The organism is Mycobacterium sp. 852013-50091_SCH5140682 (assembly GCF_001665685.1).
In the GTDB taxonomy this organism is placed as follows: Bacteria; Actinomycetota; Actinomycetes; order Mycobacteriales; family Mycobacteriaceae; genus Mycobacterium.
In genome coordinates this window covers 39,602-63,161 of record NZ_LZTB01000032.1, presented here as the reverse complement: position 1 = coordinate 63,161, position 23,560 = coordinate 39,602, and the positions used below count along the sequence as shown (strand labels likewise).

The 23,560-nt window shown below is 68.4% G+C and carries 21 protein-coding genes, 1 tRNA gene and 1 other RNA gene; 15 read left to right on the top strand and 8 right to left on the bottom strand.

From position 1 onward, the window contains the following. Both A5784_RS10910 and A5784_RS10905 read left to right on the top strand, forming a co-directional pair. Positions 1–841 (top strand): purine-cytosine permease family protein (locus A5784_RS10910; RefSeq protein ID WP_197514696.1); only part of this gene is annotated, 841 nt, incomplete at its 5' end. Then, the gene (locus tag A5784_RS10905) at positions 838–1,671 is read left to right on the top strand and encodes a nitrilase-related carbon-nitrogen hydrolase (RefSeq protein WP_064944915.1); all 834 of its coding nucleotides are present in this window, start codon (positions 838–840) and stop codon (positions 1,669–1,671) included. The genes A5784_RS10910 and A5784_RS10905, both read left to right, overlap by 4 nt. A gap of 82 nt (positions 1,672–1,753) precedes the next feature. Here the strand turns inward: A5784_RS10905 and A5784_RS10900 are convergent, their stop codons facing one another. The 3 genes from A5784_RS10900 to ffs all read right to left on the bottom strand — a co-directional run bounded on the left by A5784_RS10900 (position 1,754) and on the right by ffs (position 5,181). Continuing rightward, complete coding sequence (locus A5784_RS10900) at positions 1,754–3,727, bottom strand: DNA polymerase III subunits gamma/tau (protein ID WP_064944914.1); 1,974 nt, start codon at positions 3,725–3,727, stop codon at positions 1,754–1,756. A 26-nt stretch (positions 3,728–3,753) separates the two neighbouring features. Continuing rightward, complete coding sequence (locus A5784_RS10895) at positions 3,754–5,034, bottom strand: aspartate aminotransferase type Ic (RefSeq protein WP_064944913.1); 1,281 nt, start codon at positions 5,032–5,034, stop codon at positions 3,754–3,756. 52 nt (positions 5,035–5,086) lie between these two features. Then, positions 5,087–5,181, bottom strand: an RNA gene (ffs, locus tag A5784_RS10890) — signal recognition particle sRNA small type. A 106-nt stretch (positions 5,182–5,287) separates the two neighbouring features. Here ffs and A5784_RS10885 point away from each other — a divergent pair. The 6 genes from A5784_RS10885 (at position 5,288) to A5784_RS10860 (ending at position 10,838) form a co-directional block, all read left to right on the top strand. Further along, positions 5,288–5,373 (top strand) — tRNA-Ser (locus tag A5784_RS10885). Between the two features lie 74 nt (positions 5,374–5,447). Beyond that, positions 5,448–6,302, top strand: coding sequence for a lipid uptake coordinator LucA (lucA, locus tag A5784_RS10880; RefSeq protein ID WP_064944912.1), 855 nt, complete (start codon positions 5,448–5,450; stop codon positions 6,300–6,302). Positions 6,303–6,348: 46 nt separating this feature from the next. After that, a complete protein-coding gene (locus A5784_RS10875) occupies positions 6,349–7,368 on the top strand; it encodes a S1C family serine protease (RefSeq protein ID WP_064944911.1) in 1,020 nt (339 codons plus the stop codon). Between the two features lies 1 nt (position 7,369). Then, positions 7,370–8,899, top strand: a complete 1,530-nt coding sequence (locus tag A5784_RS10870; RefSeq protein WP_064944910.1) for a PucR family transcriptional regulator — start codon at positions 7,370–7,372, stop codon at positions 8,897–8,899. Positions 8,900–8,988: 89 nt separating this feature from the next. Beyond that, a complete protein-coding gene (locus tag A5784_RS10865) occupies positions 8,989–10,239 on the top strand; it encodes an NAD(P)/FAD-dependent oxidoreductase (protein ID WP_064944909.1) in 1,251 nt (416 codons plus the stop codon). A gap of 104 nt (positions 10,240–10,343) precedes the next feature. Further along, positions 10,344–10,838 carry a GreA/GreB family elongation factor gene (locus A5784_RS10860; protein WP_064944908.1) on the top strand — a complete coding sequence of 165 codons (495 nt, stop codon included), beginning with the start codon at positions 10,344–10,346 and terminating at the stop codon, positions 10,836–10,838. Here the strand turns inward: A5784_RS10860 and lipL are convergent. Beyond that, entirely contained in the window at positions 10,802–12,079 is a 1,278-nt protein-coding gene (lipL, locus tag A5784_RS10855; RefSeq protein ID WP_064944907.1) for an esterase/beta-lactamase LipL, read from the bottom strand. The genes A5784_RS10860 and lipL overlap by 37 nt on opposite strands. Before the next feature lie 79 nt (positions 12,080–12,158). On the opposite strand from lipL, the gene A5784_RS10850 reads away from it, so the two are divergent. After that, complete coding sequence (locus A5784_RS10850) at positions 12,159–12,725, top strand: TetR/AcrR family transcriptional regulator (RefSeq protein ID WP_064944906.1); 567 nt, start codon at positions 12,159–12,161, stop codon at positions 12,723–12,725. 10 nt (positions 12,726–12,735) lie between these two features. Here the strand turns inward: A5784_RS10850 and ligD are convergent, their stop codons facing one another. Further along, positions 12,736–13,782 carry a non-homologous end-joining DNA ligase gene (gene ligD / locus A5784_RS10845; RefSeq protein ID WP_064944905.1) on the bottom strand — a complete coding sequence of 349 codons (1,047 nt, stop codon included), beginning with the start codon at positions 13,780–13,782 and terminating at the stop codon, positions 12,736–12,738. 5 nt (positions 13,783–13,787) lie between these two features. Beyond that, a complete protein-coding gene (locus A5784_RS10840; RefSeq protein ID WP_064944904.1) occupies positions 13,788–14,894 on the bottom strand; it encodes an ATP-dependent DNA ligase in 1,107 nt (368 codons plus the stop codon). 47 nt (positions 14,895–14,941) lie between these two features. Between A5784_RS10840 and A5784_RS10835 the strand changes: the two genes are divergently transcribed. Continuing rightward, the gene (locus A5784_RS10835) at positions 14,942–16,015 is read left to right on the top strand and encodes an ATP-dependent DNA ligase (RefSeq protein ID WP_064944903.1); all 1,074 of its coding nucleotides are present in this window, start codon (positions 14,942–14,944) and stop codon (positions 16,013–16,015) included. Between the two features lie 64 nt (positions 16,016–16,079). Here the strand turns inward: A5784_RS10835 and A5784_RS10830 are convergent, their stop codons facing one another. Further along, a complete protein-coding gene (locus tag A5784_RS10830; protein WP_064944902.1) occupies positions 16,080–17,399 on the bottom strand; it encodes a carboxylesterase family protein in 1,320 nt (439 codons plus the stop codon). Positions 17,400–17,454: 55 nt separating this feature from the next. On the opposite strand from A5784_RS10830, the gene A5784_RS10825 reads away from it, so the two are divergent. From A5784_RS10825 to A5784_RS10805, 5 genes are all read left to right on the top strand, one after another. After that, on the top strand, positions 17,455–17,823 hold the full coding sequence (locus A5784_RS10825; RefSeq protein WP_064944901.1) for a hypothetical protein: 369 nt from the start codon (positions 17,455–17,457) through the stop codon (positions 17,821–17,823). A gap of 13 nt (positions 17,824–17,836) precedes the next feature. Beyond that, positions 17,837–18,718 carry a tRNA glutamyl-Q(34) synthetase GluQRS gene (gene gluQRS, locus A5784_RS10820; protein WP_064944900.1) on the top strand — a complete coding sequence of 294 codons (882 nt, stop codon included), beginning with the start codon at positions 17,837–17,839 and terminating at the stop codon, positions 18,716–18,718. 59 nt (positions 18,719–18,777) lie between these two features. Continuing rightward, on the top strand, positions 18,778–20,238 hold the full coding sequence (locus tag A5784_RS37480) for an ABC transporter permease subunit (RefSeq protein WP_082944758.1): 1,461 nt from the start codon (positions 18,778–18,780) through the stop codon (positions 20,236–20,238). Further along, a complete protein-coding gene (locus A5784_RS10810) occupies positions 20,235–20,990 on the top strand; it encodes an amino acid ABC transporter ATP-binding protein (RefSeq protein ID WP_064944899.1) in 756 nt (251 codons plus the stop codon). Before A5784_RS37480 ends, A5784_RS10810 begins: the two co-directional genes overlap by 4 nt. 120 nt (positions 20,991–21,110) lie before the next feature. Next, positions 21,111–22,367 (top strand): MFS transporter, encoded by a 1,257-nt coding sequence (locus A5784_RS10805; RefSeq protein ID WP_232006005.1) that lies wholly within the window; start codon positions 21,111–21,113, stop codon positions 22,365–22,367. On the opposite strand, the gene A5784_RS10800 is transcribed toward A5784_RS10805, so the two are convergent. Further along, entirely contained in the window at positions 22,327–23,544 is a 1,218-nt protein-coding gene (locus A5784_RS10800; protein WP_064944898.1) for a cytochrome P450, read from the bottom strand. The genes A5784_RS10805 and A5784_RS10800 overlap by 41 nt on opposite strands. Between the last annotated feature and the right edge of the window lie 16 nt (positions 23,545–23,560).

Here is a 23,560-nt window from a genome sequence, read left to right as displayed (position 1 = left end):
ATGCGATCGTCGGCAGCGTCAGATGTGTATAAGAGACAGCTCGTATGCCGTCTATGTCTCGGACTACAGCCGCTACCTGCCGCCTGACGTCTCGGCCCCGGCCGTCATCAGCTGGACCTACGCAGGCGCGGCGCTGTCGGCCATGTGGCTCATGTCGCTGGGCGCCTTCATCGGCTCGGCCATCGCCGAACCCGATGCCATCGGCAGCATCCAGCAGGTCGGCAACTCCCTGTTCCACGGGTTCGGCACCTTCGCCGCGGTGATCTCCGTCCCGGCCCTGCTCAGCATCATGGCGATCAACCTTTACGGCGCCATGCTCACCGGCGCCAGCGCCGTCGACGGCTTCAAGCAGCTCAAACCCAGCGTCAGGGGACGGATCATCGGCATCCTGGTGATCGCGATCGTCGTCTACACCATCGCGCTGATCATCCCCGAGAACTACCTGTCCAGCTTCAACAACTTCGTCCTGATGATGCTGTACTTCCTCATCCCCTGGACGGCGGTCAACCTGGTCGACTTCTACTTCGTGCGCCGGGGCCACTACGCCATCGCGGACATCTTCAAACCGAACGGCGTCTACGGTCGCTGGTCCTGGCGCGGGCTGGTGGCCTACGCCGTGGGCTTCGCCGCCATGATCCCGTTCATCACCACCACGTTCTACGAAGGCCCGGCCGCCAAAGCCATTGGCGGCGGCGATATTTCCTTCGCGGTCGGGCTGGTTGTCAGCGGCGTGAGCTACTGGCTGCTCAGCCGCAATCTCGACCGGTCGGCCGAGGTGGCCGCCATGGCCGCCAGTCAGCGCGAACTCGCGGCGCTCGACGGTGACAGGGTGGCGCCATGAGTGTTGCGGTGGCGGCCTGCCAGGTGGCGCCCGTCCTTGGCGACCTGCAGGCCAACCGGCACATCGTGGCCACCGCGGTCGGCGAGGCCGCGGCCGCGGGCGCCAGGGTCGTGGTCCTGCCCGAGCTCGTCTCCAGCGGGTACGTGTTCGCCGACCGGGCCGAGGCAGCCCGGTCCGCGGAACGCCTCGACGGACCGACCCTGCAGCTGTGGTGCAGCTTGGCGCGGACCCATCACCTGGTACTCGTGGGCGGCTTCTGCGAACTCGGTGACGACGACGCGCTGTTCAACTCGGCCGCGGTCATCGACCACACCGGCGTGCGGGCCGTGTACCGCAAGACCCATCTGTGGGACCGGGAGCGGCTGATCTTCACGCCGGGCGACGCACCACCGCCCGTCGTCGACACCGAGATCGGCCGGATCAGCACCGTGATCTGCTATGACCTCGAGTTCCCGGAATGGGTCCGCCTGCCCGCGCTGGCCGGCGCGCAACTGCTCGCCGCGCCCGTCAACTGGCCGACCTATCCGCGCCGCGACGATCAACGGCCGCTGGAGGTCGTGCGCGCGCAGGCCGATGCGTCCGTCAACCGCATGGCGGTGATCGCCTGCGACCGCACGGGTGTCGAACGGAATGTCGACTGGGTGGGCGGCAGCGCCGTCATCGATGCCGACGGCTGGGTGCTGGCCGGGGGCAACGCGACGGCCGAACCTCACCTGGTGACCGCTGAGGTCGATCTCGACCTGGCCCTGGACAAACAGGTCGGCGGGCTCAGCGACATCCACAACGACAGGCGCCCCGAACTGTACGAGCGGGTCGCCCGGCGGGCGTAGCGAGCGCGGCGAAATTGCAGCCAGGGTCGTGAAATCGTGCGGACAACGACCCTCAGCGCAATCTCGCGCCGACCGGCGGTCGCTAGCCGTCGATCTTGCGCGCGCCCAGTTCGTTCTGCAGGAGTTCCAGCGCGACCTCCTCGGGGTCGCGACGCGGCCCGGTCTCGCTCTGCCCGGCCTCGGCGAGCAGCTCTTCTTCCTCGTCCTCGGGCGACGGCGGCTCCGGAGGTGGCGCGAGGTCGGCTTCGGGTATGGACCGCGCCACCCGGGCGGGGACCTTTGGCGGGGGCTTGGTGGCCCGCGGCGGTGGCGGCGCGACGGCTTCGGCGGTGCCGACCTCACACCGGATCTGCCAGTCCACCCCGAGCGCGTCCTTGAGTGCATCGCGGATCACGTCGGCATTGCGGGATTCGGTCAGCCGCTTCGCCAGCGGTGGCGATTCATGGGACAGCACAAGGGTTTTGTCCTCGACCGCCCGCACGATCGCCCCTGACAGCATGACCTCGGTGGTGCGGCTGCGCTCACGCACCTTCTCGCGGACCGTCGTCCACATCGACCGCACGGCGGCGGCGTTGGGTTCGCCACCTGGCGCGGGCGCCGACGGTTCCGGCGCGGGTTCGGGTTCCGGCGCGGGCTCGGGTTCTGGCGGCGGCGCCGCGGGCTCGGGCGCTCGGACCGGCTCGGGCACAGGAGGCGCGACAGCGGCGGGCGGAGGCGCCACAACGGGCGGAGGCGCGACAGCGGCGGGGGCGGCTGGCGCTGCTGCAGGGACGGCGGCCGGCGCAGGCTCGGGCGCCGTCGGCGGTGCTTCCGCCGATGCCTGGCTGCGTCGGGTGTAGGTCTTGGCGGGCTCGGCGGCCGGCCGGCCCCCCGCTGCCTGGGCCTCGCCCGCCGGAATCGACATGTCGAGCCGCGTTTCGATGCGCTCGATGCGCTGCAGCAGCGCCGATTCGGTGTCATGCGCCGAGGGCAGCAGCAGCCGCGCGCACACCACCTCGAGCAGCAGCCGGGGTGCGGTGGCACCGCGCATCTCCCCCAGCCCGGCGTGGACCACCTCGGCGTAGCGCGTCAGCGTCGCCGAACCCAGCCGATCGGCCTGCTCACGCATGCGGTCGAGCACGTCAGTGGGCGCGTCGACGACCCCGCGGGCCGCGGCGTCGGGGACCGCCTGCAGCACGATCAGGTCGCGGAAGCGTTCCAGCAGGTCGGTGGCGAATCGGCGCGGGTCGTGGCCGGCGTCGATCACGGCCTCGACCGCCCCGAACAGCGCCGCGGCGTCACCGGCGGCCAGCGCCTCGACAGCGTCGTCGATCAGCGCCATGTCGGTGGCACCCAGCAGCGCCAGCGCCCGCTGGTAGGTGATCCGGTTGCCCTCGGCGCCGGCCAGCAGCTGATCGAGCACCGAGAGGGTGTCGCGGGGTGAACCGCCGCCGGCCCGGATGACCAGCGGGTAGACCGCGTCGTCGACGTCGACGCTCTCTTCGCCGCAGATGCGCTCGAGCAGCGGGCGCATGGTCCGCGGGGCCAGCAACCGGAACGGGTAGTGGTGGGTACGCGACCGGATGGTCGGCAGCACCTTCTCCGGTTCGGTGGTGGCGAACACGAAGATCAGGTGCTCGGGCGGCTCCTCGACGATCTTGAGCAGCGCGTTGAAACCGGCCGTGGTGACCATGTGTGCTTCGTCGATGATGAAGATGCGGTACCGCGACTGCGCGGGAGTGAAGAACGCGCGGTCGCGCAGTTCGCGGGTGTCGTCGACGCCACCATGGCTGGCCGCGTCGAGTTCGGTGACGTCAAGGTTGCCGGGCCCGTTGGGGGCCAGCGCGACACACGAATCGCACACCCCGCACGGGGTCGGGGTGGGCCCCTGCTCACAGTTCAGCGAGCGGGCCAGGATCCGCGCCGACGAGGTCTTACCGCAGCCGCGCGGCCCGGAGAACAGGTACGCGTGGTTGATCCGGCCTGCGGTGAGCGCCGTCGACAGCGGCTCGGTGACATGCTCCTGCCCGACGACTTCGGCGAACGTAGCCGGACGGTACTTGCGGTAGAGAGCCACGGATGCAGGCTACCTACCGGTCCCGACTAGTCATCCAGCAGAGACTCGGTCGCCGCCAAGAGCGCGCACGTCGCCAGGCCGTCGATGGCCTCCCGCACATCGGGCAGCGACGGGAACGTCGGGGCGATGCGAATGTTCTTGTCCTCCGGGTCATTCCGGTACGGGAATGCCGAACCTGCCTCGGTCAGCGCGATACCGGCGTTCTGCGCAAGGGCGATGGTGCGCTTGGCGGTGCCGGGCCACACGTCGAGGCTGACGAAGTAGCCGCCCTTGGGGTCGGTCCACGACGCGATCTTCGATTCGCCCAGCCGGTCTTCGAGAACCTCGGCCACGAGCGCGAACTTGGGGGCGATCAGCTCGCGGTGGCGCTGCATCTGCCGCCGGACGCCGTCGGCGTCACCGAAGAACCGCAGGTGCCGAAGCTGGTTGACCTTGTCCGGGCCGATCGACTTCTTCCCGGCGTGCAGCACGTACCAGGCGAGGTTGCGCTTGGACGCGCCCAGGAAGCACACGCCGGCTCCGGCGAAGGTGATCTTGGAGGTCGACGCGAACACCAGCGGGCGGTTCGGATTGCCGGCGGCCTCGGCCAGGCCGAGCACGTCGACCTGCTCGATGAAATCCTCGGTGAGCGTGTGAACGGCGTAGGCGTTGTCCCACATGATCCGGAAATCCGGTGCGGCCGTGGGCATTTGGACGAGCCGACGGACGGTCTCCGCGGAGTACGTGGTGCCGGTCGGGTTGGAGTACACCGGCACGCACCACATGCCCTTGATGGCCGGGTCGGCGGCGACCAGCTGCTCGATCAGGTCGACGTCGGGGCCTTCCTCACGCATCGGCACCGGGATCATCTCGACGCCGAACGATTCGGTGATCGCGAAGTGCCGGTCATAGCCCGGCGACGGGCACAAGAACTTGACGACCGGCTCCTGGACCCAGGGCCGCTCGGAATCCTCGCCGCCGTGCAGCAGTGAGAACACGATGCAGTCGTGCATCATCGCCAGGCTCGAATTGTCGCCCGCGATCAGGTTCTGCACCGGGATGCCGAGCAGCTCGGCGAAGATCTCCCGCAGTTCGGTCAAGCCGTTGAGGCCGCCGTAGTTGCGGGTGTCGGTGCCGTCGCGATCGCGGAAGTCTTCATCGCCAGGCAGGCTGAGCAGCGCATTCGCCAGATCCAGCTGAGCCGGGGATGGCTTGCCGCGGGTCAGGTCGAGGCTGAGGTTCTTGGCCTGCAGCTCGGCATAGTTGCGCTGTTGGATTTCGTGCTGCGCGAGCAGATCGTCGCGGCCGAGGGAGTGGAACGACGACACCGCGCGCGCCTTTCACAAGCGTGGACCCGGAAACGTCCGGGTGATCAATCAATGAAGGGGACCCCGCGCACCCGCCAGAGCCCATTGACCCTTGCTGCCTTCCGGCCCTGGGGGAGTTCACAGGATGGACGCCGCGCGGGGTCCACGGGCGAGTGTAGTACCCGGCACTGGATGTCTCCGAACCACAGGTGCACAGCGGGTCCACACCCGCACCTGGACAGAGGAGGTTGCGCTGTCGGCTACCATTGCCGACGGAGGATTCGCCTAGTGGCCTATGGCGCTCGCCTGGAACGCGGGTTGGGTTAACAGCCCTCAGGGGTTCAAATCCCCTATCCTCCGCACTCGGGTCCGGGGTGTGACCTGCACATACGCAGTTTGGTCGCACCCCGGCCCACCCAAATCCAAGGAGGGGTATGAGCCGCACCGTCGCGGTGATATGGCACGCGTCGTTCTCACTCGTCGCTGCCGGGCTCTACTTCTTCTTCGTTCTCCCCCGCTGGCCCGAGCTCATGGGCGAAACCTCACCCACCCTCGGCCTGGTGCTGCGGATCGTCACCGGCGTCCTGATCGCGGTGGCCGCGCTGCCGGTCTTCTTCACACTGCAGCGCACGCGTCCCCCCGAGTACGGCACCCCGCAGTTGGCGCTGCGCCTGCGCACCTCGGCGGTCGCGTTCCACGTGCTGGCCGGGGTGCTCATCGTCGGCGCCGCCATCTCCGAGATCTGGTTGTCGCTGGACAGCGTCGGCCAGTGGCTGTTCGGGATCTACGGCGCTGCTGCGTCGATCGCCCTGCTCGGCATCCTTGGCTTCTATCTGGCGTTCCTCGCCGAGCTGCCACCACCGCCGCCCAAGCCCGTGAAGACGACCGAGAAGGCCCGCGGCCGTCGCAAATCCGAGGCTGCTGAGGCCGACGAGGTTGCAGAGGCCGACGAGACTGCTGAGACGGACGAGTCTGAAAAGACCGAGGAATCGGACGGGAGCGACGCGCCGGAAACCGTCGAAGAATCCGAAGAACCCCAGGTCACAGCCGCCGATGAGGCCCCTGTCGAGTTGACCGAATCCGTTGCGGACGAGCCGGAATCGTCGGCCGTCGAGCGGGAGCCGGGCGATGACTCAGCTGACGAGCCCACCGAGTCATCGGAAGAAACCGCAGCCGACGACGACGCTGCAGGTCAGAAGGGCAAGTTGCGCAACCGGCGACCGGCCAACAAGGGCGGTATCTCGCGGCTGCGCCGGCGTTCCCGCGACAACGTCGCCGTCGAAGACTGAGCCCCCGCGCGTCGACAGCGTCGCTTACGCGGGCGAAGATGGATACATGGGCAAACTGCGGTCACACCGTGCCACATCGATAATCCTGGCGGTCCTCGCCGCCTTGGTGTTGGTGGCACCGCTGGCACCGGCAACCGCCGCGCCGGGCGATCCACTCTCCGCAGTCTCCGTGGTGCAACCGGCAGTGGCACGGGTCGACACCAGGGTCGATTACCAGCAGGCGTACGGCATCGGCACCGGCATCGTGCTGTCACCGAACGGTGAGGTGCTGACCAACTATCACGTCGTGCAGGGCGCCAACGCGGTCAGCGCCACGGTCAACGGCCGGTCCTACCCCGCCGACCTCATCGGGTACGACCGCGAACACGATGTGGCGGTTCTACAGCTGCGCGGTGCGGACGGTCTGCCGACCGCGACGATCGGCGATTCCAACGCCCTGGCACCGGGCGATCCGGTGGTGGCGCTGGGCAATGCTCAGGGCAGCAACGCCCCGCTGACGCAGGAGGTCGGCACCGTCACGGCGTTCGGGCGCACCGTCAACGCCGAAGACGAGCTGACCGGTAGCAGCGACGAGATCACCGGCTTGTTCGAGTTCGCCGCACCCGTGCGGGCCGGGGACTCGGGCGGGCCGGTCATCAACGGCGCGGGCCAGGTGGTCGGTATGACGACGGCGGCGTCGGTGAACTTCCGGATGGGTCCCGGCGGCAAGGGCTTCGCGATCCCGATCAACGACGCGATGGCCGTCGCCGGGCAGATCCGCTCGCGCACCCCGTCAGGCTCGGTACACATCGGCGCCCCGACGATGCTCGGCGTCGGCGTGCGCAGCGCACCCCGCCAGGGCGGCGGCGTCATCATCCAGGACGTCATGCGCGGCGGCCCCGCGGACGGCGCAGGCCTGGTCCCTGGCGACCTGCTGACCAGCATCGACGGCACCCCACTGGATTCGGCACGAACCCTGACGCTGGTGCTCGACCGGCATTACCCGGGCGACGTCATCGACCTGACCTGGCAGGACGCCTCCGGGACTCCGCGCAACGGCAAGGCGACGCTGGCCGCCGGGCCGTAAGTTGATCACCCTCGACCGGCTGATCAACGTACTGGGCGGCTACGGAGTCCACCTGCGGCACTGCTCCACTCCGCGATCGACCGAGCTGCGCAGCGTCGTGATCCACGAGCCCGGCTATGTGGTCGGCGACGTCCTGATCGCCGTCGGCGCCGCCGATTCCGCCGAAGCCATCGCCTGGGCCACCGCGGCCCGGGCGGTGGTGGTTTTGGTCCGCGACTCCGGTGAGCCGATCTCGGCTGAGCCCGAGGACATGGCGGTGATGGTCGTCGACCCCCAGGTGTCCTGGAGTGAGCTGGCCGCTGTGGTGTACGGCCTGGTTCTGGAGGGCCGCGAAACCGAATCCGGGCGCGGGCCGACCGACTTGTTCGCGCTCGCCGACAGCCTGGCCGACGCGGTCGGCGGTTCGGTGACCATCGAGGGCAGGCGTTCGACGGTACTGGCGTACTCCCGGATGCAGCAGCACGCCGATCCGGCGCGCGCAGAGGCGATCCTGAGCCGCGAAGCTCCGCAGCGGCTGCGGGCCGTGTTCGAAGCCCGTGGGGTGTTCCGTCATCTCGCCGAATCCGACGATCCGATGTTCGTCGCGGGCGATCCCGATTACGGGCTGACCGGACGCATGGTGGTGGCGGCGCGGGCCGGGCGCGAACTGCTTGGCTCGGTGTGGGTGACCTGCGCCGAGCCGCTGCCCGAAGACCGGCGCATCGCGCTGGCGCACGGCGCGCGGCTGGTGGCCATGCATCTGCTGCGCTCGCGAGCCAGCGCTGATCTGGAACGACAGGTGGAGTCCGAGTTGGTGCTGCGGCTGCTCGAGGGCGCTGCCGACGCGACGACGGTGGTGAGCAGGCTCGCGTTGCCGCAGACCCCGCTGCGGGTGATCGCCCTGCGGGCGCACACCGCCGACGACCGGCACGCGGCGCTGCTGCTGGCGTTCGAGCGGGCCACCACGGGCTTCGGGTGGTCCCGGCCGGGCCGCAGCGCACTGGCCGGCAACACCGTCTACACCGTGCTGCCCGGCGCCGACGCCGAGGCCGCGGGACGGTGGCTGAAGGCGCTGCGGACGGCGCTGCCCGCGCAGCTGACGCTGCTGGCCGGAGTCAGCGGACCGGCAACCGCGGCGGAGCTGGCGTCGGCCCGGCGCGAGGCCGAGGAGTGCCTGGCCTTGCACGAGGTGCGGCGCACCGGGGCTGCTCCGGTCTACGACGAAGCCTGGGACGACATCCTTTTGCAACGGCTGCGGGTGGCCGCGCAGTCGGGACGCGTGCCGCAGCGCGGTCCGGTCGCCGAGCTGCGCGAGCACGACCGCACGCACGCCACCCGGTACACCGACACCCTGCGGGCGTGGCTGGAGGCCCAAGGCGATCTGGCCAATGCCGGTCAGCGGCTCGACGTGCACGAAAACACCGTGCGGTACCGCCTGCGCAAGATGGCCGAGGTGACCAATCTCGGCCTCGACGACGCACGCAAGCGGCTGGCGATGATGATCGAATTAGCCGTCACCGACAGCCTGTCGGAAGCCGACAATCCGCCCTAGTCCGATTGTCGAAATCGGGCAAACAGTGCCGTGGTCGCCGACCTCACCATGGGTGATGTCAGTGAATCTCGATCACGGAGGTGGCGTATATGGTCGGCGTCGAACGGATTGACGGCGGTCCGCGGTCCGCCGTCGTCGTGGGTGCCGGCATCGTCGGCCTGTCGACTGCCTGGTTCCTGCAGGAGCGCGGTGTCGACGTGACGGTGGTGGACCGCACCGGGGTGGCCGCAGGCGCGTCCTGGGGCAACGCCGGTTGGGTGTCGCCGACGCTGACCATCCCGCTCAACGATCCGGGTGTGCTCCGCTACGGGCTGCGCTCGCTGGCCAACCCGACCGCGCCGCTGCACATCCCGCTGACGGCCGATCCGCGGCTGTGGTCGTTCCTGCTGCGCTTCGCCGCCAACTGCCGACGTTCCTCGTGGAGCCGGGTCGCCCGCGCGAACGTGCCGTTCAACGCGGAGTGCATCGAGGCCTACGACGTCCTGACTGCCAACGGCGTGGACGCGCCGACGACGGACGGGCCCATCACCGCACTGTTCGAGTCACCGCATCAGGCCGAGCACCTGCTGGCCGAGTTGCGCGGGCTCGCCTCCGTCGGTCAGACCGTGACCATCAATCGGCTCTCCGGGCAGACGCTGCGGGAGAACGTGCCGCTCGCGTCGCCGGCGATCACCACGGGCATCAGCGTCGAAGGCCAGCGCTACGTGGACCCCGGCCGATTCGTGCATGCGCTTGCCGAATCCGTGGTCGCGCGCGGCGGAACCATCCGCATCGCCGAGGTCATGGACGTGCAGCCCGCGGGCAGCCGCGTCAGGGTCAAGCTCCGCGACACCGACCTGACCACCGATGCCGCGGTGATCGCCACCGGCGCGTGGCTGTCCCGGCTCGCCGGCCGCCGGGTCCGGACCCCGGTGCGGGCCGGCCGCGGCTACTCGTTCACCGTGCCGGTGGACCGCCCGGTGCCGGGCCCCATGTACCTTCCCGACGTCCGGGTGGCGTGTACGCCGTACCAGGGTGCGCTGCGCGTCGCCGGGACGATGGAGTTCCGCTCCCCCGACGATCCACTGCAGCCCGCCCGGGTGGAGGCCATCGTCGCATCGGCCGCGCCGCTTCTCGACGGCGTGCGCTGGGGCGAACGCACCGACGTGTGGGTCGGCGGTCGCCCGGTCACCCCGGACGGCCGTCCCCTGATCGGCGAAGTGGCGCATGGACTCTTCGTCGCAGGCGGCCACGGCATGTGGGGCCTGGCCCACGGTCCCGTCACCGGCCGGCTGCTGGCCGAGTACATCACCACCGGCAAGCAACCCGAAGCGCTCCGCGAATTCAACCCGCTCCGTTAGGAATTCAGCACGTCGCGGCCCCACCGTGGGCCACCGCGTCGTCAGGGGCGGTGCCCTGTCCCGCCCCTGACGACAAACAGGCTTCACCACCAGGAGGAACCAAAATGACTACCAGCCAACGTGTTTGGATGTCACCGCAGGCCCACGACCGCCTGCAGCATGAGCTGGCCACGCTACGCGAGCTGATCGCGACCGAGGCAGCCACCGATTCCGATGAGAACAGCGTCGCCGTCCAGCGCGCCCGCCAGGCCCGCATCCAGCACATCCACGACCTGCTGCTCAACTGCGTCGTCGGGGAGGATCCGCCGGACGACGGTATCGCGGAACCCGGCATGGTGTTGACGGTGCGCTACGACGACGGCGACACCGAGGAGTTCCTGCTCGGCGTGCGTGGCGCGGAATACGGTGAGCTGGAAGTGTATTCGGTGCAATCCCCGCTGGGCACCGCGATCCTCGGGGCCCGCCCGGGCGAGCGCCGCTGCTACTCGGTTCCCAGCGGTGACCAGATTCCGGTCACCCTCGTCTCCGCGGTGCCGTACGGGCTGCACCAGCCCGTCACGAACTATCGAGGAGTCACGGCCCTGCGCCGCCGCGGTTGAGGAAAGGCCGAGCCCTGAGCCGGCACGATCATCGGCCCGGCGTGCCGGGCTGCCTCGATCGCCACCCGCATGGGACGGGCCAGCGCGGCGAACGCCGCCATGTCGAGCACCATCGGCGTCAATAGCCGGTTGTGCACATAGCCGAACGAGCTGGCCGTCTCCGGGTCGGCCCAGCCCAGGGTGCCACCCAGACCGATGTGCCCGTACCCGTGCAGCAGACCGGGAATCGGCGATCCGTGATACCCGAGGTGGAAGGCCATCGGGACACCGACGTTGAGGTCAGGCCACAGGCTCGGCTTGCCGGCCAGGTCGCGCACCAGTTCGGTCGAGAGGTACTGACGGCCGTGTATCGCGCCACTGTTGGCCAATGCGCCGTACATGGCCGACAACGCCCGCGCGGTGACAACCCCGTTGGCGCCGGGCACCTCACCGTCGAGGAACGGGGTGTCGCCCTGCACCAGCGACAGCACGCCCGGAAAATACATCGCTCCGAGCGGGCCGGAGAACCGGATACCCGCCACCCGCGGGGCGAGGGTGCCCAGCAACGGAACCCCGCGCGAACTCTGCGGCACCAGGATCTGCGCAGGCTGGGTGGCGGCGTCGGCCGGAGGCCTGCCGAGGTGCAGCCCGTCGGTGTCCAGCGGCGCGGCCACCTCGCTGCGGATCAGTTCCCGCATCCCTTTCCCGGTCACCGCCCGCGCCAGCCCCGACAGCAGCCAGCCATAGGTCAACGCGTGGTACGCCGACCGGCCCCGCAGATGATCGGCCCGCGCGTCGGCCAACCGGGCCTCCATGAGTTCGTGGTCGAGCAGTTCCTCCTTGCGTACACCGCGCAGGTGCGACAGCCCGGAGCGGTGGCGCAGGACATCGCGAACTGTGATGTCCTGCTTGCCTTTGGCTCCGAACGCCGGCCAGTACTCGGCCATCGGCATGTCGTAGTCGATCAGACCGCGATCGGCCAGCCGGTGGATCACCGTCGTCGCCACGCCCTTGGTCGCTGAGAACACCATCGCGCCGGTGTCAGCGGTCCACAACTGCTCGCCCGCGCGGTCGGCCCATCCGGTCCACACGTCGACGACCGGTTCGCCGTCGATGTGCACGCACAGCGCGCCACCGCCGAATCGCTTGCCCGGGAACAGTTCGGAGAAGACCCGTACCGCGGTGGCGAACCGGGGATCGGCGGCTCCGGAGACCCCGCGGGGCAGGCCATCGCCGGGGCGGAGCAGATCTTCACGCGTCATACCGCCCACCTTGCTGGCAATCCGCGATCGGCGGGAGCGATTCTGCCGATCTTGACTCGCGCGGCATAACCTGATTGCCATGGCAGGTGCACGCAAGGGCACACCCGGCACCTTGACCGCCGACGACTGGCTGCAGGCCGGCTACGCCCTGCTGGCCGCCGACGGGATGCGGGCGCTGAAGATCGAGCGCCTCTGCCAACAGGTCGGAGCGACACGCGGCAGCTTCTACTGGCACTTCACCGATATGGACGGCTACCGCTCGGCGCTGGTGGCGTCCTGGAACACGTTCCTGGAGAACGACCGCCGCTCGCTGGCCCAGCTGGAGAACCTGCCGCCGCGCGAGCGGTTGTCGAAGATGATGTCAGCGCTTCTGAGCCCACAGCACTGGACGTTGGAGCGCGCCATGCGGGAGTGGGCACGCTCCGACGAGGTGGCCGCGGCCAACGTGCGGGCCGCTGACGTGCGGGTGCTGCACGCAGTGGGCAAGGCGTACCAGGATTACGGGTTCAGCGCCGAGGAGGCGCAACTGCGCGCCGAGTCCACCTTCGCCGCGGGCATCGGCATGCTGCATCTCGTCGACTCGACGGCACAGCTGACCGACTCCGACCGCCAGGAGCGGTTCCTCGACTTGATGCTCACGAGGTAGGCCGCCCAATCTACTCGCGGCGGTTGCCGTCCTCGTCCCAGTGCGCGGCCACCTTCTTGCTCGGCTGCACCCGCGGCGGCTCGCCCGGCATCTTCGGGTAACTCGGCGGGTATGGCAGATCCCCGAGGCCACGCTCCTCGTCGGCGGCGACCATATCCAGCAAAGGTTGCAGGGATTGCTTGTCGTCGTCGATCCCGGCCCACGGATCATCGCGTCCGGCAAGGAAATCCGGCACAGTCGCGATGGTGTAGTCATCGGGGTCGGCGTCGCGCAGCTCGGCCCAGCTCAGCGGTGTGGACACCGTCGCGATCGGGGTCTTGCGGGCCGAGTACGCCGACGCGAAGGTGCGGTCGCGGGCGTTCTGGTTGTAGTCGATGAACAACCGCTCGCCCCGCTCTTCCTTCCACCACGACGTGGTCACCGCATCGGGTGCGCGACGTTCCACTTCCCGCGCCAACGCGATCCCGGCCCGGCGCACTTCGATGAAATCCCAGTCGGTCTTGATCCGCAGGAACACGTGCACACCACGGCCGCCCGAAGTCTTCGGGTAGCCGACCAGGCCGAGCTCGTCGAGCAGCGGCTTGAGCACATCGCACGCGATGGTCCTGGCTTCTTTGAAGCCGGTGCCCGGTTGCGGGTCCAGGTCGATGCGCAGCTCGTCGGGATGCTCGGTGTCGGGGCAGCGCACCTGCCACGGATGCAGTGTCACGGTGCCCATCTGGGCGGCCCAGGCGATGGCGGCCGGATGCGTGACCTTCAGAGCGTCGGCGGTGCGGCCGGACGGGAAGGTGACGCGGCACGTCTGCAGATAGTCGGGATGCTTCTGCGGCACCCGCTTCTGATAGATCTCCTCGCCCTCGATGCCGTCGGGAAACCGCTGCAGATGCGTGGGGCGGTCTTTGAGCAGGGCCACCATGCGGTCCGCGACGGACAGGTAGTAATCCATCAGCTTGCCCTTGGTGCCGTCCTTGCCCAGCTTCGGGAAGTACACCTTGTCCGGGTTGGTGAACCGGACCTTGATGCCGTCGACGTCGAGTTCGGTTGCGGCCGTTGCCATCTCAATTATCCCCCCGTCGCTTCGCTCGCCCCGCTCTTCTCCAGGACGTCGTAAAGGTCGTAACTGAGCGGCACGTCGAGCTGGTCGAACGTGCAGCTGGCCGGTTCCCGGTCAGGCCGCCACCGGAGGAATTTCACCGCGTGCCGAAACCTCTGTGCGTGCATGGTGTTTCCCTCCATCTGGTCATACGCCACCTCACATACCCGTTCGGGGCGCACCGGAATCCAGCGCTTGTCCGCCGCCGAGTTCCACCGGCTCGGATCACCTTCCCGCACTTCGTCGCCCTCGCGCAGCGGTTCCAGGTCGGCCAGCAGCTTCAGCCGGTCTTTGGCGGTGAACGACGCTGCGCCACCGACCATTTGGAGCTCGCCGTCGTCGCCGTACAAGCCCAGCAGGATCGACCCGACGCCTTCGCCGCTCTTGTGGATGCGATAGCCGATGGCCACGCAGTCGGCGTCGCGGTGATGTTTGACCTTGACCATCTCCCGCTTGCCGGGCAGGTAGAGCCCGTCGAGCCGCTTGGCGATCACACCGTCGAGCCCGGCACCCTCGAAGGTCTTGAGCCATTCGGTACCCACGGCGGGATCCTCGGTGGTGCGGGTGACGTGACACCACTGTTTTTCGGTGACGGCATCGATGAGGGCTTCGCGCCGGATCCGGAACGACTCGTCGAGCAATGACTTCTCACTCGTCGCGAGCGCGTCGAAACCGATGAAGTGCGCGGGCGTCTGCTCGGCGAGCATGCGGATCCGGGATTCGGCGGGGTGGATGCGCTGCGACAACGACTCCCAATCGAGCCGGATGCGACTGGCTGCCGTATTGCTCCTCGTGTCCGCACTGATCTCGCGCGGCACGACCACTTCGCCGTCGAGCACACACCGGTCGACGAGCTCGTCGCGCAGCGCGTCGAGCAGCTCGGGAAAGTACCGGCCGAGGTCCTTGCCGCTACGGGACTGCAGCGTCACGTCGTCGCCGTCACGAAAGACCAGCGCCCGGAAGCCGTCCCACTTCGGTTCGTACGACCAGACCTCGGGGTCATCGGGAACTTTCACCTGAGCCTTGGCCAACATGGGTTCAAGCGGCGGCATCACAGGTAGGTCCACAGGTTCCATACTCACGTAGACCCGGGAACCCGGGCAATGTCATCGACAATGAAGCAATGCAGCTGCCCGTCATGCCTCCGGTCTCCCCGATGCTCTCGAAATCGCTGGCCGAGATCCCCGCAGGCATGTCGTACGAACCGAAGTGGGACGGCTTCCGGTCGATCTGCTTCCGCGACGGGGACGAGGTCGAGTGGGGTAGCCGCAACGAACGCCCGCTCACGCGGTATTTCCCGGAACTGGTCGCAGCCGCGACAGCCGAACTGCCTCGGCGGTGTGTGATCGACGGGGAGATCGTCCTGCCCACCGGCAACGGTCTGGACTTCGAAGCGTTGCAACTGCGGTTGCACCCGGCCGCGAGCCGGGTGCGTCTGCTGGCCGAGCAGACCCCGGCTGTGTTCATCGCCTTCGATCTGCTCGCCCTCGGCGATGAGGACTACACCGGGCGCCCGTTCACCGATCGGCGCGCCGCCCTGGTCGACGCCCTGGCCGAATGCGGACCGTCGATCCACCTGACCCCGGCGACCACCGACCTGCCGACCGCGCAACGGTGGTTCGCCGAGTTCGAGGGCGCCGGGCTGGACGGCGTGGTGGCCAAACCACTTGACCTCGCCTACCAACCGGACAAACGGGTGATGTTCAAGGTCAAGCACCAGCGCACCGCTGACTGTGTGGTGGCGGGCTACCGCCTGCACAAGTCGGGACCCGACGCGATCGGCTCGCTGCTGCTCGGCCTGTATGACGACGACGGCTCGCTGGCGTCTGTCGGCGTCATCGGGGCTTTCCCGATGGCCAAACGCCGTGAGCTGTTCAACGAATTGCAGCCTCTGGTCACCGATTTCGAGGGCCACCCATGGAACTGGGCCGCGCATGTGGACGCCGAGGCACTGCGCCGCTACGGGGGTTCACGCTGGAACGCGGGCAAGGATCTGTCGTTCGTGCCGCTGCGACCCGAGCGTGTCGTCGAGGTGCGTTACGACCACATGGAAGGACGACGGTTCCGGCACACTGCGCAGTTCAACCGGTGGCGGCCCGACCGGGATCCACGGTCATGCACGTACGCGCAGCTGGATCAGCCGGTGACGTTCCAGCTGAGCGACATCGTGCCGGGGTTGCGCGCGCCGCGAGCGTGAAGCTGGTGCGAAAAAGGGCGCTGAATCTCGCAGAGGATTCACAATCGCGGAGGGTGCGCCCAAGCTAACCGAACACCAGCGGCCCGGCGGGGAGGGATTCGACGCCGCGATGCGCGAACTGGGCCCAGCGGGTCCGTAGTTCACGTCCCAACGCCTCGTCGATCACCCGGTCCGGGCCCAGCATCTCCGCGTCGGCCCAAACCTGCGTCGACCCGAACAAGAAGGGCAACTCCATGCAGTGGCACGCGCCGACCGGGGCGTGCGCGGGAGCCCAGTCGAAGCGGTAGGACGCGGCGCGGCCGCCGTGCCGCGTCCAGGTTTCGGCGAGCTGCTCGGCGGGTGCAGCGAAAAACAATTTGGTCAATGCCTCGGTCGAGGCGACGTCGATGGCTTGGCCGAAGGTCGTCACGAACGGCGCCGCATCGTCGCGCGTGTAGCCGACGAGCAGCTCGACACGCCCGGCGGCGTCGGCCAGGCGACCGGGCACGTCGGCCGCGTCGGGCAGGGGCCGACGACCGAGGAGCGGCGCGAACGGCATACCGCTGAGCTGGCCGAACGCTTGGGCCGCGGTGATCGCCTCGGCTTCGGCCGCCAGCAGCTGCTCAATTGTCGCGGCAGCGGGGCTGGCCCCGCCCAGCGCCGTGGCCATGGCTTCCGCCATGGCCTGGGCCAGGGCATCGCGATCCCCGCGGAGCCAATCTTGTCCTCCTCGCGTGCGGAGCCAATCTTGTCCTCCTCGCGTGCGGAGCCCCAACGGGGCGCTCTGCACAATGGCCCGGTGGAACAGTCCTTCCGCCTCGCGGGCCAGCATCAGCGACCACACAGAATCCCCGCCTGCCGACTGGCCGAACGCCGTCACGTTGGCCGGGTCGCCACCGAACACCGCGATGTTGTCGCGTACCCACCGCAACGCCAGGATCTGGTCGCGCAGGCCGAGGTTGTCCTCGGCCTGCGCCCCGGCCGGTGCGAGGTAGCCGAAGATGCCCAGCCGGTAGCTGACGTTGACCACGACCACGTCGCCGTCACGGACCAGCCTGCCTGCGTCGTACTTGGGTGATTCGCCGCTGCCCGAGACATATGCGCCGCCGTGGAACCACACCATGACCGGCAGACCGTCGGCGTCCGCGGGTGCGGTGACGGTGACGACCAGGCAGTCTTCGCTCGTCGACAGCCCGTCGAGCACCGACCCTGTCACCCACGCGAGCCGTGACGGCGGCTGCGGGCACGCCGCGCCCCGTCGTGTGGCGTCGTGCACCCGTGACCATGACGCCGGCTGCGCGGGCTGGAACCGTGTCGCGCGGCCGTATGGGATGCCGCGGGCCCGCACGACGCCGTCGTGTTCCTCGACTCGGACTGTCCCACCGCTGATGCGTCGCTCAGTCATGCTCCGACGCTAGCGACCCCGTTTACGGCCCGCGGTCATCGGGCATGCCACCTGCATGTCTGTGACAGCATTTCAGGATCTGCCGCTCGCCGACCGGGACCGCGAATGGGACGGCGACGCCGCCGACAAACGAGTCCGCAAGTGGGCCGACGCGCAGGACGAACCCAACGCGAAATACCGCGACGCGCACGTCTGGTACGACAAGGACGCCAAGAATAACTTCACGGCCTACAAGCTGCTGATCGCCGACGTGGTCGGCGGCAAGCTCGAAGCCGTCCCGCGGGGTGTGATGGCCGCCGGCGGGATCATGGACGGCGCACGGGGCGGTATCGACATCCCGAAGGACGACGTCGACCGCGTGAAGAGCCACCTGGCGAAGTACTACAAGAAGATGGGCGAAGCGCCGCCGTGGGAGCGCCGTTAGCTAGATTGCGGGCGTGAGCCTCGACCCCGCCGGACGGTTTGCACCGAGCCCGTCGGCCGATCTGCACATCGGCAATCTGCGTACCGCCGTGCTGGCGTGGTTGTTCGCGCGGTCGACGGGACGCCGGTTCCTGCTGCGGGTCGAGGATCTCGACGACCGCACGTTCAGCGAGATCGGACACCGCCAGGTCGACGATCTGGCGGCCATCGGATTGACGTGGGACGGCCCAGTCGAATGGCAGACGGGACACCGCGAGCGGTACGACGCGGTCATCGATGCGCTGCGCGACGACGGCCGACTCTACGAATGTTATTGCAGCAGAAGGGATATTGCCCAAGCGCCGCAGGCCCCGCACGCGCCGCAGGGTGCCTACCCGGGCACCTGCCGGGACCTGACCGATGCCGAACGCCAAGCCCGGCGCGCCGAAACCGGCCGTCCACCGGCCTTGCGGCTGCGCACCGACACGTTCGTCGGAACCGTCACCGACCTCGTGCACGGCTCCTACACCGGCATCGTCGACGATTTCGTCGTACGCCGCGGCGACGGGGTCACCGCCTACAACCTCTCCGTGGTGGTCGATGACGCCGCGAGCGGCATCGACCAGGTGGTGCGCGGTGACGATCTGCTGAGTTCCGCGCCACGGCAGGCCTACCTGGCCCGGCTGCTGGGCTACCCCGAACCGACGTATGCCCACGTGCCGCTGGTACTCAACGAGGACGGTGCCCGGCTGGCCAAACGCGACGGCGCGGTGACCCTCGGCGAGATCGGCGTCGACCGGGCCCTGGCAGAAATCAGCGCGTCGCTGGGATATACGGCCACCACCGTGCAGGGCATGCTGGCCGAGTTCGACCCGGCAGCGCTGCCGCGACATCCGTGGATATACCAAGCCAACTGAGCAGAACCCTTCGGCACGGCGCCGATTCCTGTTAGCTTCCGGCAGTGCGCTACCTTCGAATGCCGCTGCTCGGGCTGCTGCTGATCCTCGCGCTGCTGACCGCGGCGTGCGGACCGTCCGCGAACAACACCACCGACCCGGTGAAGTCCGCCGGGGTGCTGCGCGTCGGCACCGAAGGCGTGTACAGCCCGTTCAGTTACCACGATCCGACCACCGGCCAACTCACCGGCTACGACGTCGACGTGGCCCGTGCGGTGGCCGAAAAGCTCGGGGTCCGCGTCGAATTCGTGGAGACCCCCTGGGATTCGATCTTTGCCGCGTTGGAGGCCAACCGATTCGACGTGGTGGGCAACGAGGTCACCATCACCCCCGAGCGCCAGGCGAAGTACGACCTGTCCGAACCGTATTCGGTCGGTGAAGGCGTCATCGTCACGCGCGCCGACAACCATTCGATCAACTCGCTGGCCGACCTCAAAGGCAAGGTGGCTGCCGAGAACGCCACCAGCAACTGGTCGGACGTGGCCCGCAAGGCCGGCGCGCGGGTCGAGACGGTCGAAGGTTTCACGCAGGCCATCGCGTTGCTCAACCAGGGCCGCGTCGACGTCGTGGTCAACGACAGCATCGCGGTCTATGCGTACCTGGCCGAAACCAACGACAAATCGGTCCGCATCGCAGGCACCGTGGGCGAGAAAAGCGAGCAGGGCTTCGCCGCCCGCAAGAACAGCGGCCTGCTGCCCGAGCTGAACAAGGCGCTCGACGAGCTGCGTGCCGACGGGACCCTGGCCTCGATCTCGCAGAAGTACCTCAAGGCCAACGCATCCGGAGGACCGCAGGCCGGCGAGGGACCGAAGGCGCCGCGGTCAACCTGGCAGCTCATCGCCGACAATCTGTGGCCGTTGGCGAAAGCGGCCATCACCAAGACGATTCCGCTGACCGTCATCAGCTTCGCCATCGGATTGGTGATCGCCCTGGCGGTGGCGTTGGCCCGGCTGTCGTCGAATGTGGTGCTCAGCAACGTCGCTCGGTTCTACATCTCGATCATCCGTGGAACGCCGCTGCTCGTGCAGTTGTTCATCGTGTTCTTCGCGCTACCGGAGTTCGGGGTGAAGATCGACCCGTTCCCGGCCGCGGTGATCGCGTTCTCCCTCAACGTCGGTGGCTACGCGGCGGAGATCATCCGCTCGGCGATCCAGAGCATCCCCAAGGGACAGTGGGAGGCAGCCGAGACCATCGGTCTGAGCTATGCCGGCACGCTGCGGCGCATCATCCTGCCGCAGGCGGCGCGGGTCGCGGTGCCGCCGCTGTCGAACACGTTGATCTCGCTGGTCAAAGACACGTCTCTGGCCTCGACCATCCTGGTCACCGAGCTGCTGAGGCAGGCTCAGATCATCGCCGCACCGACATTCGAATTCTTCGCCCTGTACGGCACGGCGGCGGTGTACTACTGGGTGATCTGCCTGGTGCTGTCGTTCGGCCAGAGTCGCCTGGAACACCGACTGGAAAGGTACGTGGCGCGATGACCGAGAATCGGATCACTGCCGAAGGCGTCCGAAAAGCGTTCGGCGACAACGAAGTCCTCAAAGGACTGTCGTTCACGGTGCCCCGCGGCAGCGCGACGACCGTCATCGGCCCGTCAGGATCGGGCAAGACCACGCTGCTGCGCGCGCTCAATGCGCTCGACGTGCCGGACGCGGGCGTCATCAAGGTCGGCGACGTCGAACTGGACTTCGCCAACCCGGTGCCCAAGGACCAGCTGCGCAAATACCGGGCGCAGAGCGGTTTCGTCTTCCAGTCGCACAACCTCTTTCCGCACAAGACCGTGCTGCAGAACATCACCGAGGGTCCGTTGGTCGCACAGAAACGGCCCCGCGACGAGGTGGAGGCCGAGGCAGCCGAGCTGCTCAGCCAGGTGGGTCTGGCCGACAAGCGCGACCAGTACCCGTATCAACTCTCCGGCGGCCAGCAGCAGCGCGTCGGCATCGCCCGCGCACTGGCGCTCAAGCCCAAGGTCGTGCTGTTCGACGAGCCGACTTCGGCGCTGGATCCCGAGCTGGTGGGCGAAGTGCTCTCAGTCATCCGCGATCTCGCCGTCGAAGGCTGGACCCTGGTCATCGTCACCCACGAAATCCAGTTCGCCCGGCAGGTTTCCGATCAGGTGCTGTTCACCGACGGCGGCGTGATCCTGGAACAGGGGCCGCCCGCGGCGGTGATCGGCGACCCGAAAGAGGACCGCACGCGCCAGTTCCTGCAGCGGATCCTCAACCCGCTGTAGCCGGGGGCGGTGCCAGGCGCACCACCTTGGCCGCAGCACAGGCTCGCTCGATGGCCGCACCGCACTGCGTGGTCGGATTTCCGCCAGCACCTCGACGTGGGCGCCCATAACGTCACGGGCATGACACCGCAGCCAGAAATGCGCCGAATCACCGTGTGGTTCATGGCAGTTGCCGCCGCCCTCGGCACTGCCACCAGCTACCCGCTCCAACCGGCGGTATCCGATGTTGCTGACAGTCTTGGCATCTCGGTTGCCCAAGTCGGTATCGCACTGGCGTGCGGTCCCGTCGGCTACCTGATGGGGCTGGCGATGCTGGTACCGCTGGTCGACCGATTTCCACCGAATCACGTTCTCGCCTCACAGTTCTCCGCGCTGGCCGTGGCCTTGGCAGCCAACGCCGCCGCGGGCACGCTGTGGATGCTGGCACTCACCATCGGTGTGATCGGTGCTTGTTCGACCGTCGGCGCGCAGTTGAGCTCGGCAACCGCGCGGTTTGTCCCCGAAGGCGGTCGGGCAACCGCGCTGGGAATTGTGACGGCAGGTATCTCGGCCGGGATCATCGGTGGCCGAATCGCCGGCGGATGGCTGACGGAAGTGGCGGGATGGCGGGGCGGCTTGCTCGCATTCGCAGGCGCATGCGTCGTCGCCGCACTCGTCGCCTTACGGGCCGTGCCCTCCGCAGCGGGTTCGGCCACGGACGGATACCTCGAGACGCTCCGCGGAATGCCCGGCCTGTACCTGCGATACCCGACGTTGCGCATCGCTGCGGTGCGGGGAGCGCTGTGGTTCTTCGCGTTCTGCGCGGTGTGGGCCGGCCTCGCGGTCGCGCTGGCGCAGCCGCCGTACTCCTATTCACCCGAACGGATCGGCCTATACGCCCTTGCCGGTCTACTGGGCATTGTCGCCACCCGCATAGCAGGTGTGTGGACTGACCGTGTCGGCGCACGACGAGTCATGAGGGTTGGTCTGGGCGTCGCCGCGACCGGCGCAGCCGCGCTGGCTGTGTGCCTTTCGCATCCGGTGGCCACGCTCGTCGGTCTCGCTGTCTTCGACGCCGGGTTGTTCGCCGCCCAAGTGGCCAATCAGAGCACGGTTCTGGCCATCGACCCCGCCGCGCCGGCACGGTTCAACAGCGCTTACATGGTGGTGTACTTCGTGGGCGGCAGCCTGGGCACCGCTTTCGGAGCCACGGCCGTCGGGTGGCTGGGCTGGCCGGCAACCGCAGCCGTCACCGCCGGGGCGATCGTAGTCGCGATACTGCTCACCGGCGCCGACCGTGCGCGAACTGCCGGCGAAACACGGCGTGGCTGGGAGCAGACCCGCACGCTCGGCGAGATCAGGGAGCGACGAACAGGGAAGACATCCCGCGCAAGGTGAGGTTCGGCTTGTACACCGGGTCAGCTGCCAGGCGAGCCTGCGGAAACCGCGCGGTGATCGCCGACAACGCCACCGAGGCCTCCAGCCGGGCCAGCGGCGCACCCAGGCAGAAGTGTGGCCCCCTGCCGAACCCGAGATGGCGGATGGCCCCACGATCGGGGTCGAATTCGTCGGCGCGGTCGAACACGGTCGGGTCGCGGTGTGCCGCGGCCACCAGCAGCAGCATGGTGTCGCCTTTGGGGACCTCGACGTCGCCGATTGCCATGTCCTCACCGGCGATTCGCGATACCAGCTGCACGGGCGGGTCGTAGCGCATGGTCTCTTCGATCACGCTCGACACCCGCCCGGCGTCGTTGCCGAGGGCCGCCCACTGCTGCAGGTGCCGCAGCATCGCCAGGATCGCGTTGGCGATCAGGTTGACGGTGGTCTCGTGGCCGGCGATGAGCAGCAGATCGCAGGTGGCGATGATCTCGTCCTCGGTGAGTTGATCACCGGATTCCTCCACCTGGATCAGCGCCGACATCAGGTCGTCGCCTGACCGGCGCCGACGCTGCGCGATCAGGTCGCGAAGGTAGTCCGCGAGCCATCGACCGGCAGCCATCTGCTGGTCGAACAGCTCGGACGCCTCGCCCGTCATCGCCAGGAACGGATCGAGGGCCTGAGCCAGCAGGGCCGACGCATCACGGAACTTGGGCTCGTCCTCGATCGGCACACCCAGCAGCCGGCAGATCACCGCGACCGGCAGCGGGTAGGCCAGGTCGGCGATGGCATCGAAGGAGCCGTCGGCGGCCCGGTCCAGCAGCCCGTCCACCAGGGCCCGGATGTCGGGTTCGAGCGCGTTGACCACCTTGGGCACGAACGCCTTGCTGACCAGGCCGCGCAGCCGCGTGTGGTCGGGCGCGTCAAGGAACAGGAAGCTGGTCGCGCCGCGGTCCTGGACTCCGCGTTGAGCCATATGACGTTGCGCCACAGTGGATTTCATCCGATCACTGCACGACGCGGGATGCCGAAGCACCGCGTCACACTCGGCGAAGGTGGAGAACACCGCGACATTGGACTCGGGTAGCTGCAACGGGCCGCGCTCGCGGATCCGCCGATACGACGGGTACGGGTCGGCCCGGTTGGCCGGGTCGAGCAGCTGCAGCAGTAGCGACTGATCTTCGGCAGCGGTCGTCATCTACTTATTGTGCACG

Excerpts from the sequence above, each read along its gene's own strand:
- A5784_RS10825 (WP_064944901.1), top strand. The coding sequence starts at position 17,455 with ATGTCTGTGACAGCATTTCAGGATCTGCCGCTCGCCGACCGGGACCGC.
- A5784_RS10850 (WP_064944906.1), top strand. The coding sequence starts at position 12,159 with ATGGCAGGTGCACGCAAGGGCACACCCGGCACCTTGACCGCCGACGAC.
- lucA (WP_064944912.1), top strand. The coding sequence starts at position 5,448 with ATGAGCCGCACCGTCGCGGTGATATGGCACGCGTCGTTCTCACTCGTC.
- A5784_RS10835 (WP_064944903.1), top strand. The coding sequence starts at position 14,942 with ATGCAGCTGCCCGTCATGCCTCCGGTCTCCCCGATGCTCTCGAAATCG.
- A5784_RS10875 (WP_064944911.1), top strand. The coding sequence starts at position 6,349 with ATGGGCAAACTGCGGTCACACCGTGCCACATCGATAATCCTGGCGGTC.
- A5784_RS10865 (WP_064944909.1), top strand. The coding sequence starts at position 8,989 with ATGGTCGGCGTCGAACGGATTGACGGCGGTCCGCGGTCCGCCGTCGTC.
- lipL (WP_064944907.1), bottom strand. The coding sequence starts at position 12,079 with ATGACGCGTGAAGATCTGCTCCGCCCCGGCGATGGCCTGCCCCGCGGG.
- A5784_RS10830 (WP_064944902.1), bottom strand. The coding sequence starts at position 17,399 with ATGACTGAGCGACGCATCAGCGGTGGGACAGTCCGAGTCGAGGAACAC.
- A5784_RS10805 (WP_232006005.1), top strand. The coding sequence starts at position 21,111 with ATGACACCGCAGCCAGAAATGCGCCGAATCACCGTGTGGTTCATGGCA.
- A5784_RS10905 (WP_064944915.1), top strand. The coding sequence starts at position 838 with ATGAGTGTTGCGGTGGCGGCCTGCCAGGTGGCGCCCGTCCTTGGCGAC.
- A5784_RS10860 (WP_064944908.1), top strand. The coding sequence starts at position 10,344 with ATGACTACCAGCCAACGTGTTTGGATGTCACCGCAGGCCCACGACCGC.
- A5784_RS10810 (WP_064944899.1), top strand. The coding sequence starts at position 20,235 with ATGACCGAGAATCGGATCACTGCCGAAGGCGTCCGAAAAGCGTTCGGC.
- A5784_RS10800 (WP_064944898.1), bottom strand. The coding sequence starts at position 23,544 with ATGACGACCGCTGCCGAAGATCAGTCGCTACTGCTGCAGCTGCTCGAC.
- A5784_RS10840 (WP_064944904.1), bottom strand. The coding sequence starts at position 14,894 with ATGGAACCTGTGGACCTACCTGTGATGCCGCCGCTTGAACCCATGTTG.
- A5784_RS37480 (WP_082944758.1), top strand. The coding sequence starts at position 18,778 with ATGCCGCTGCTCGGGCTGCTGCTGATCCTCGCGCTGCTGACCGCGGCG.
- ligD (WP_064944905.1), bottom strand. The coding sequence starts at position 13,782 with ATGGCAACGGCCGCAACCGAACTCGACGTCGACGGCATCAAGGTCCGG.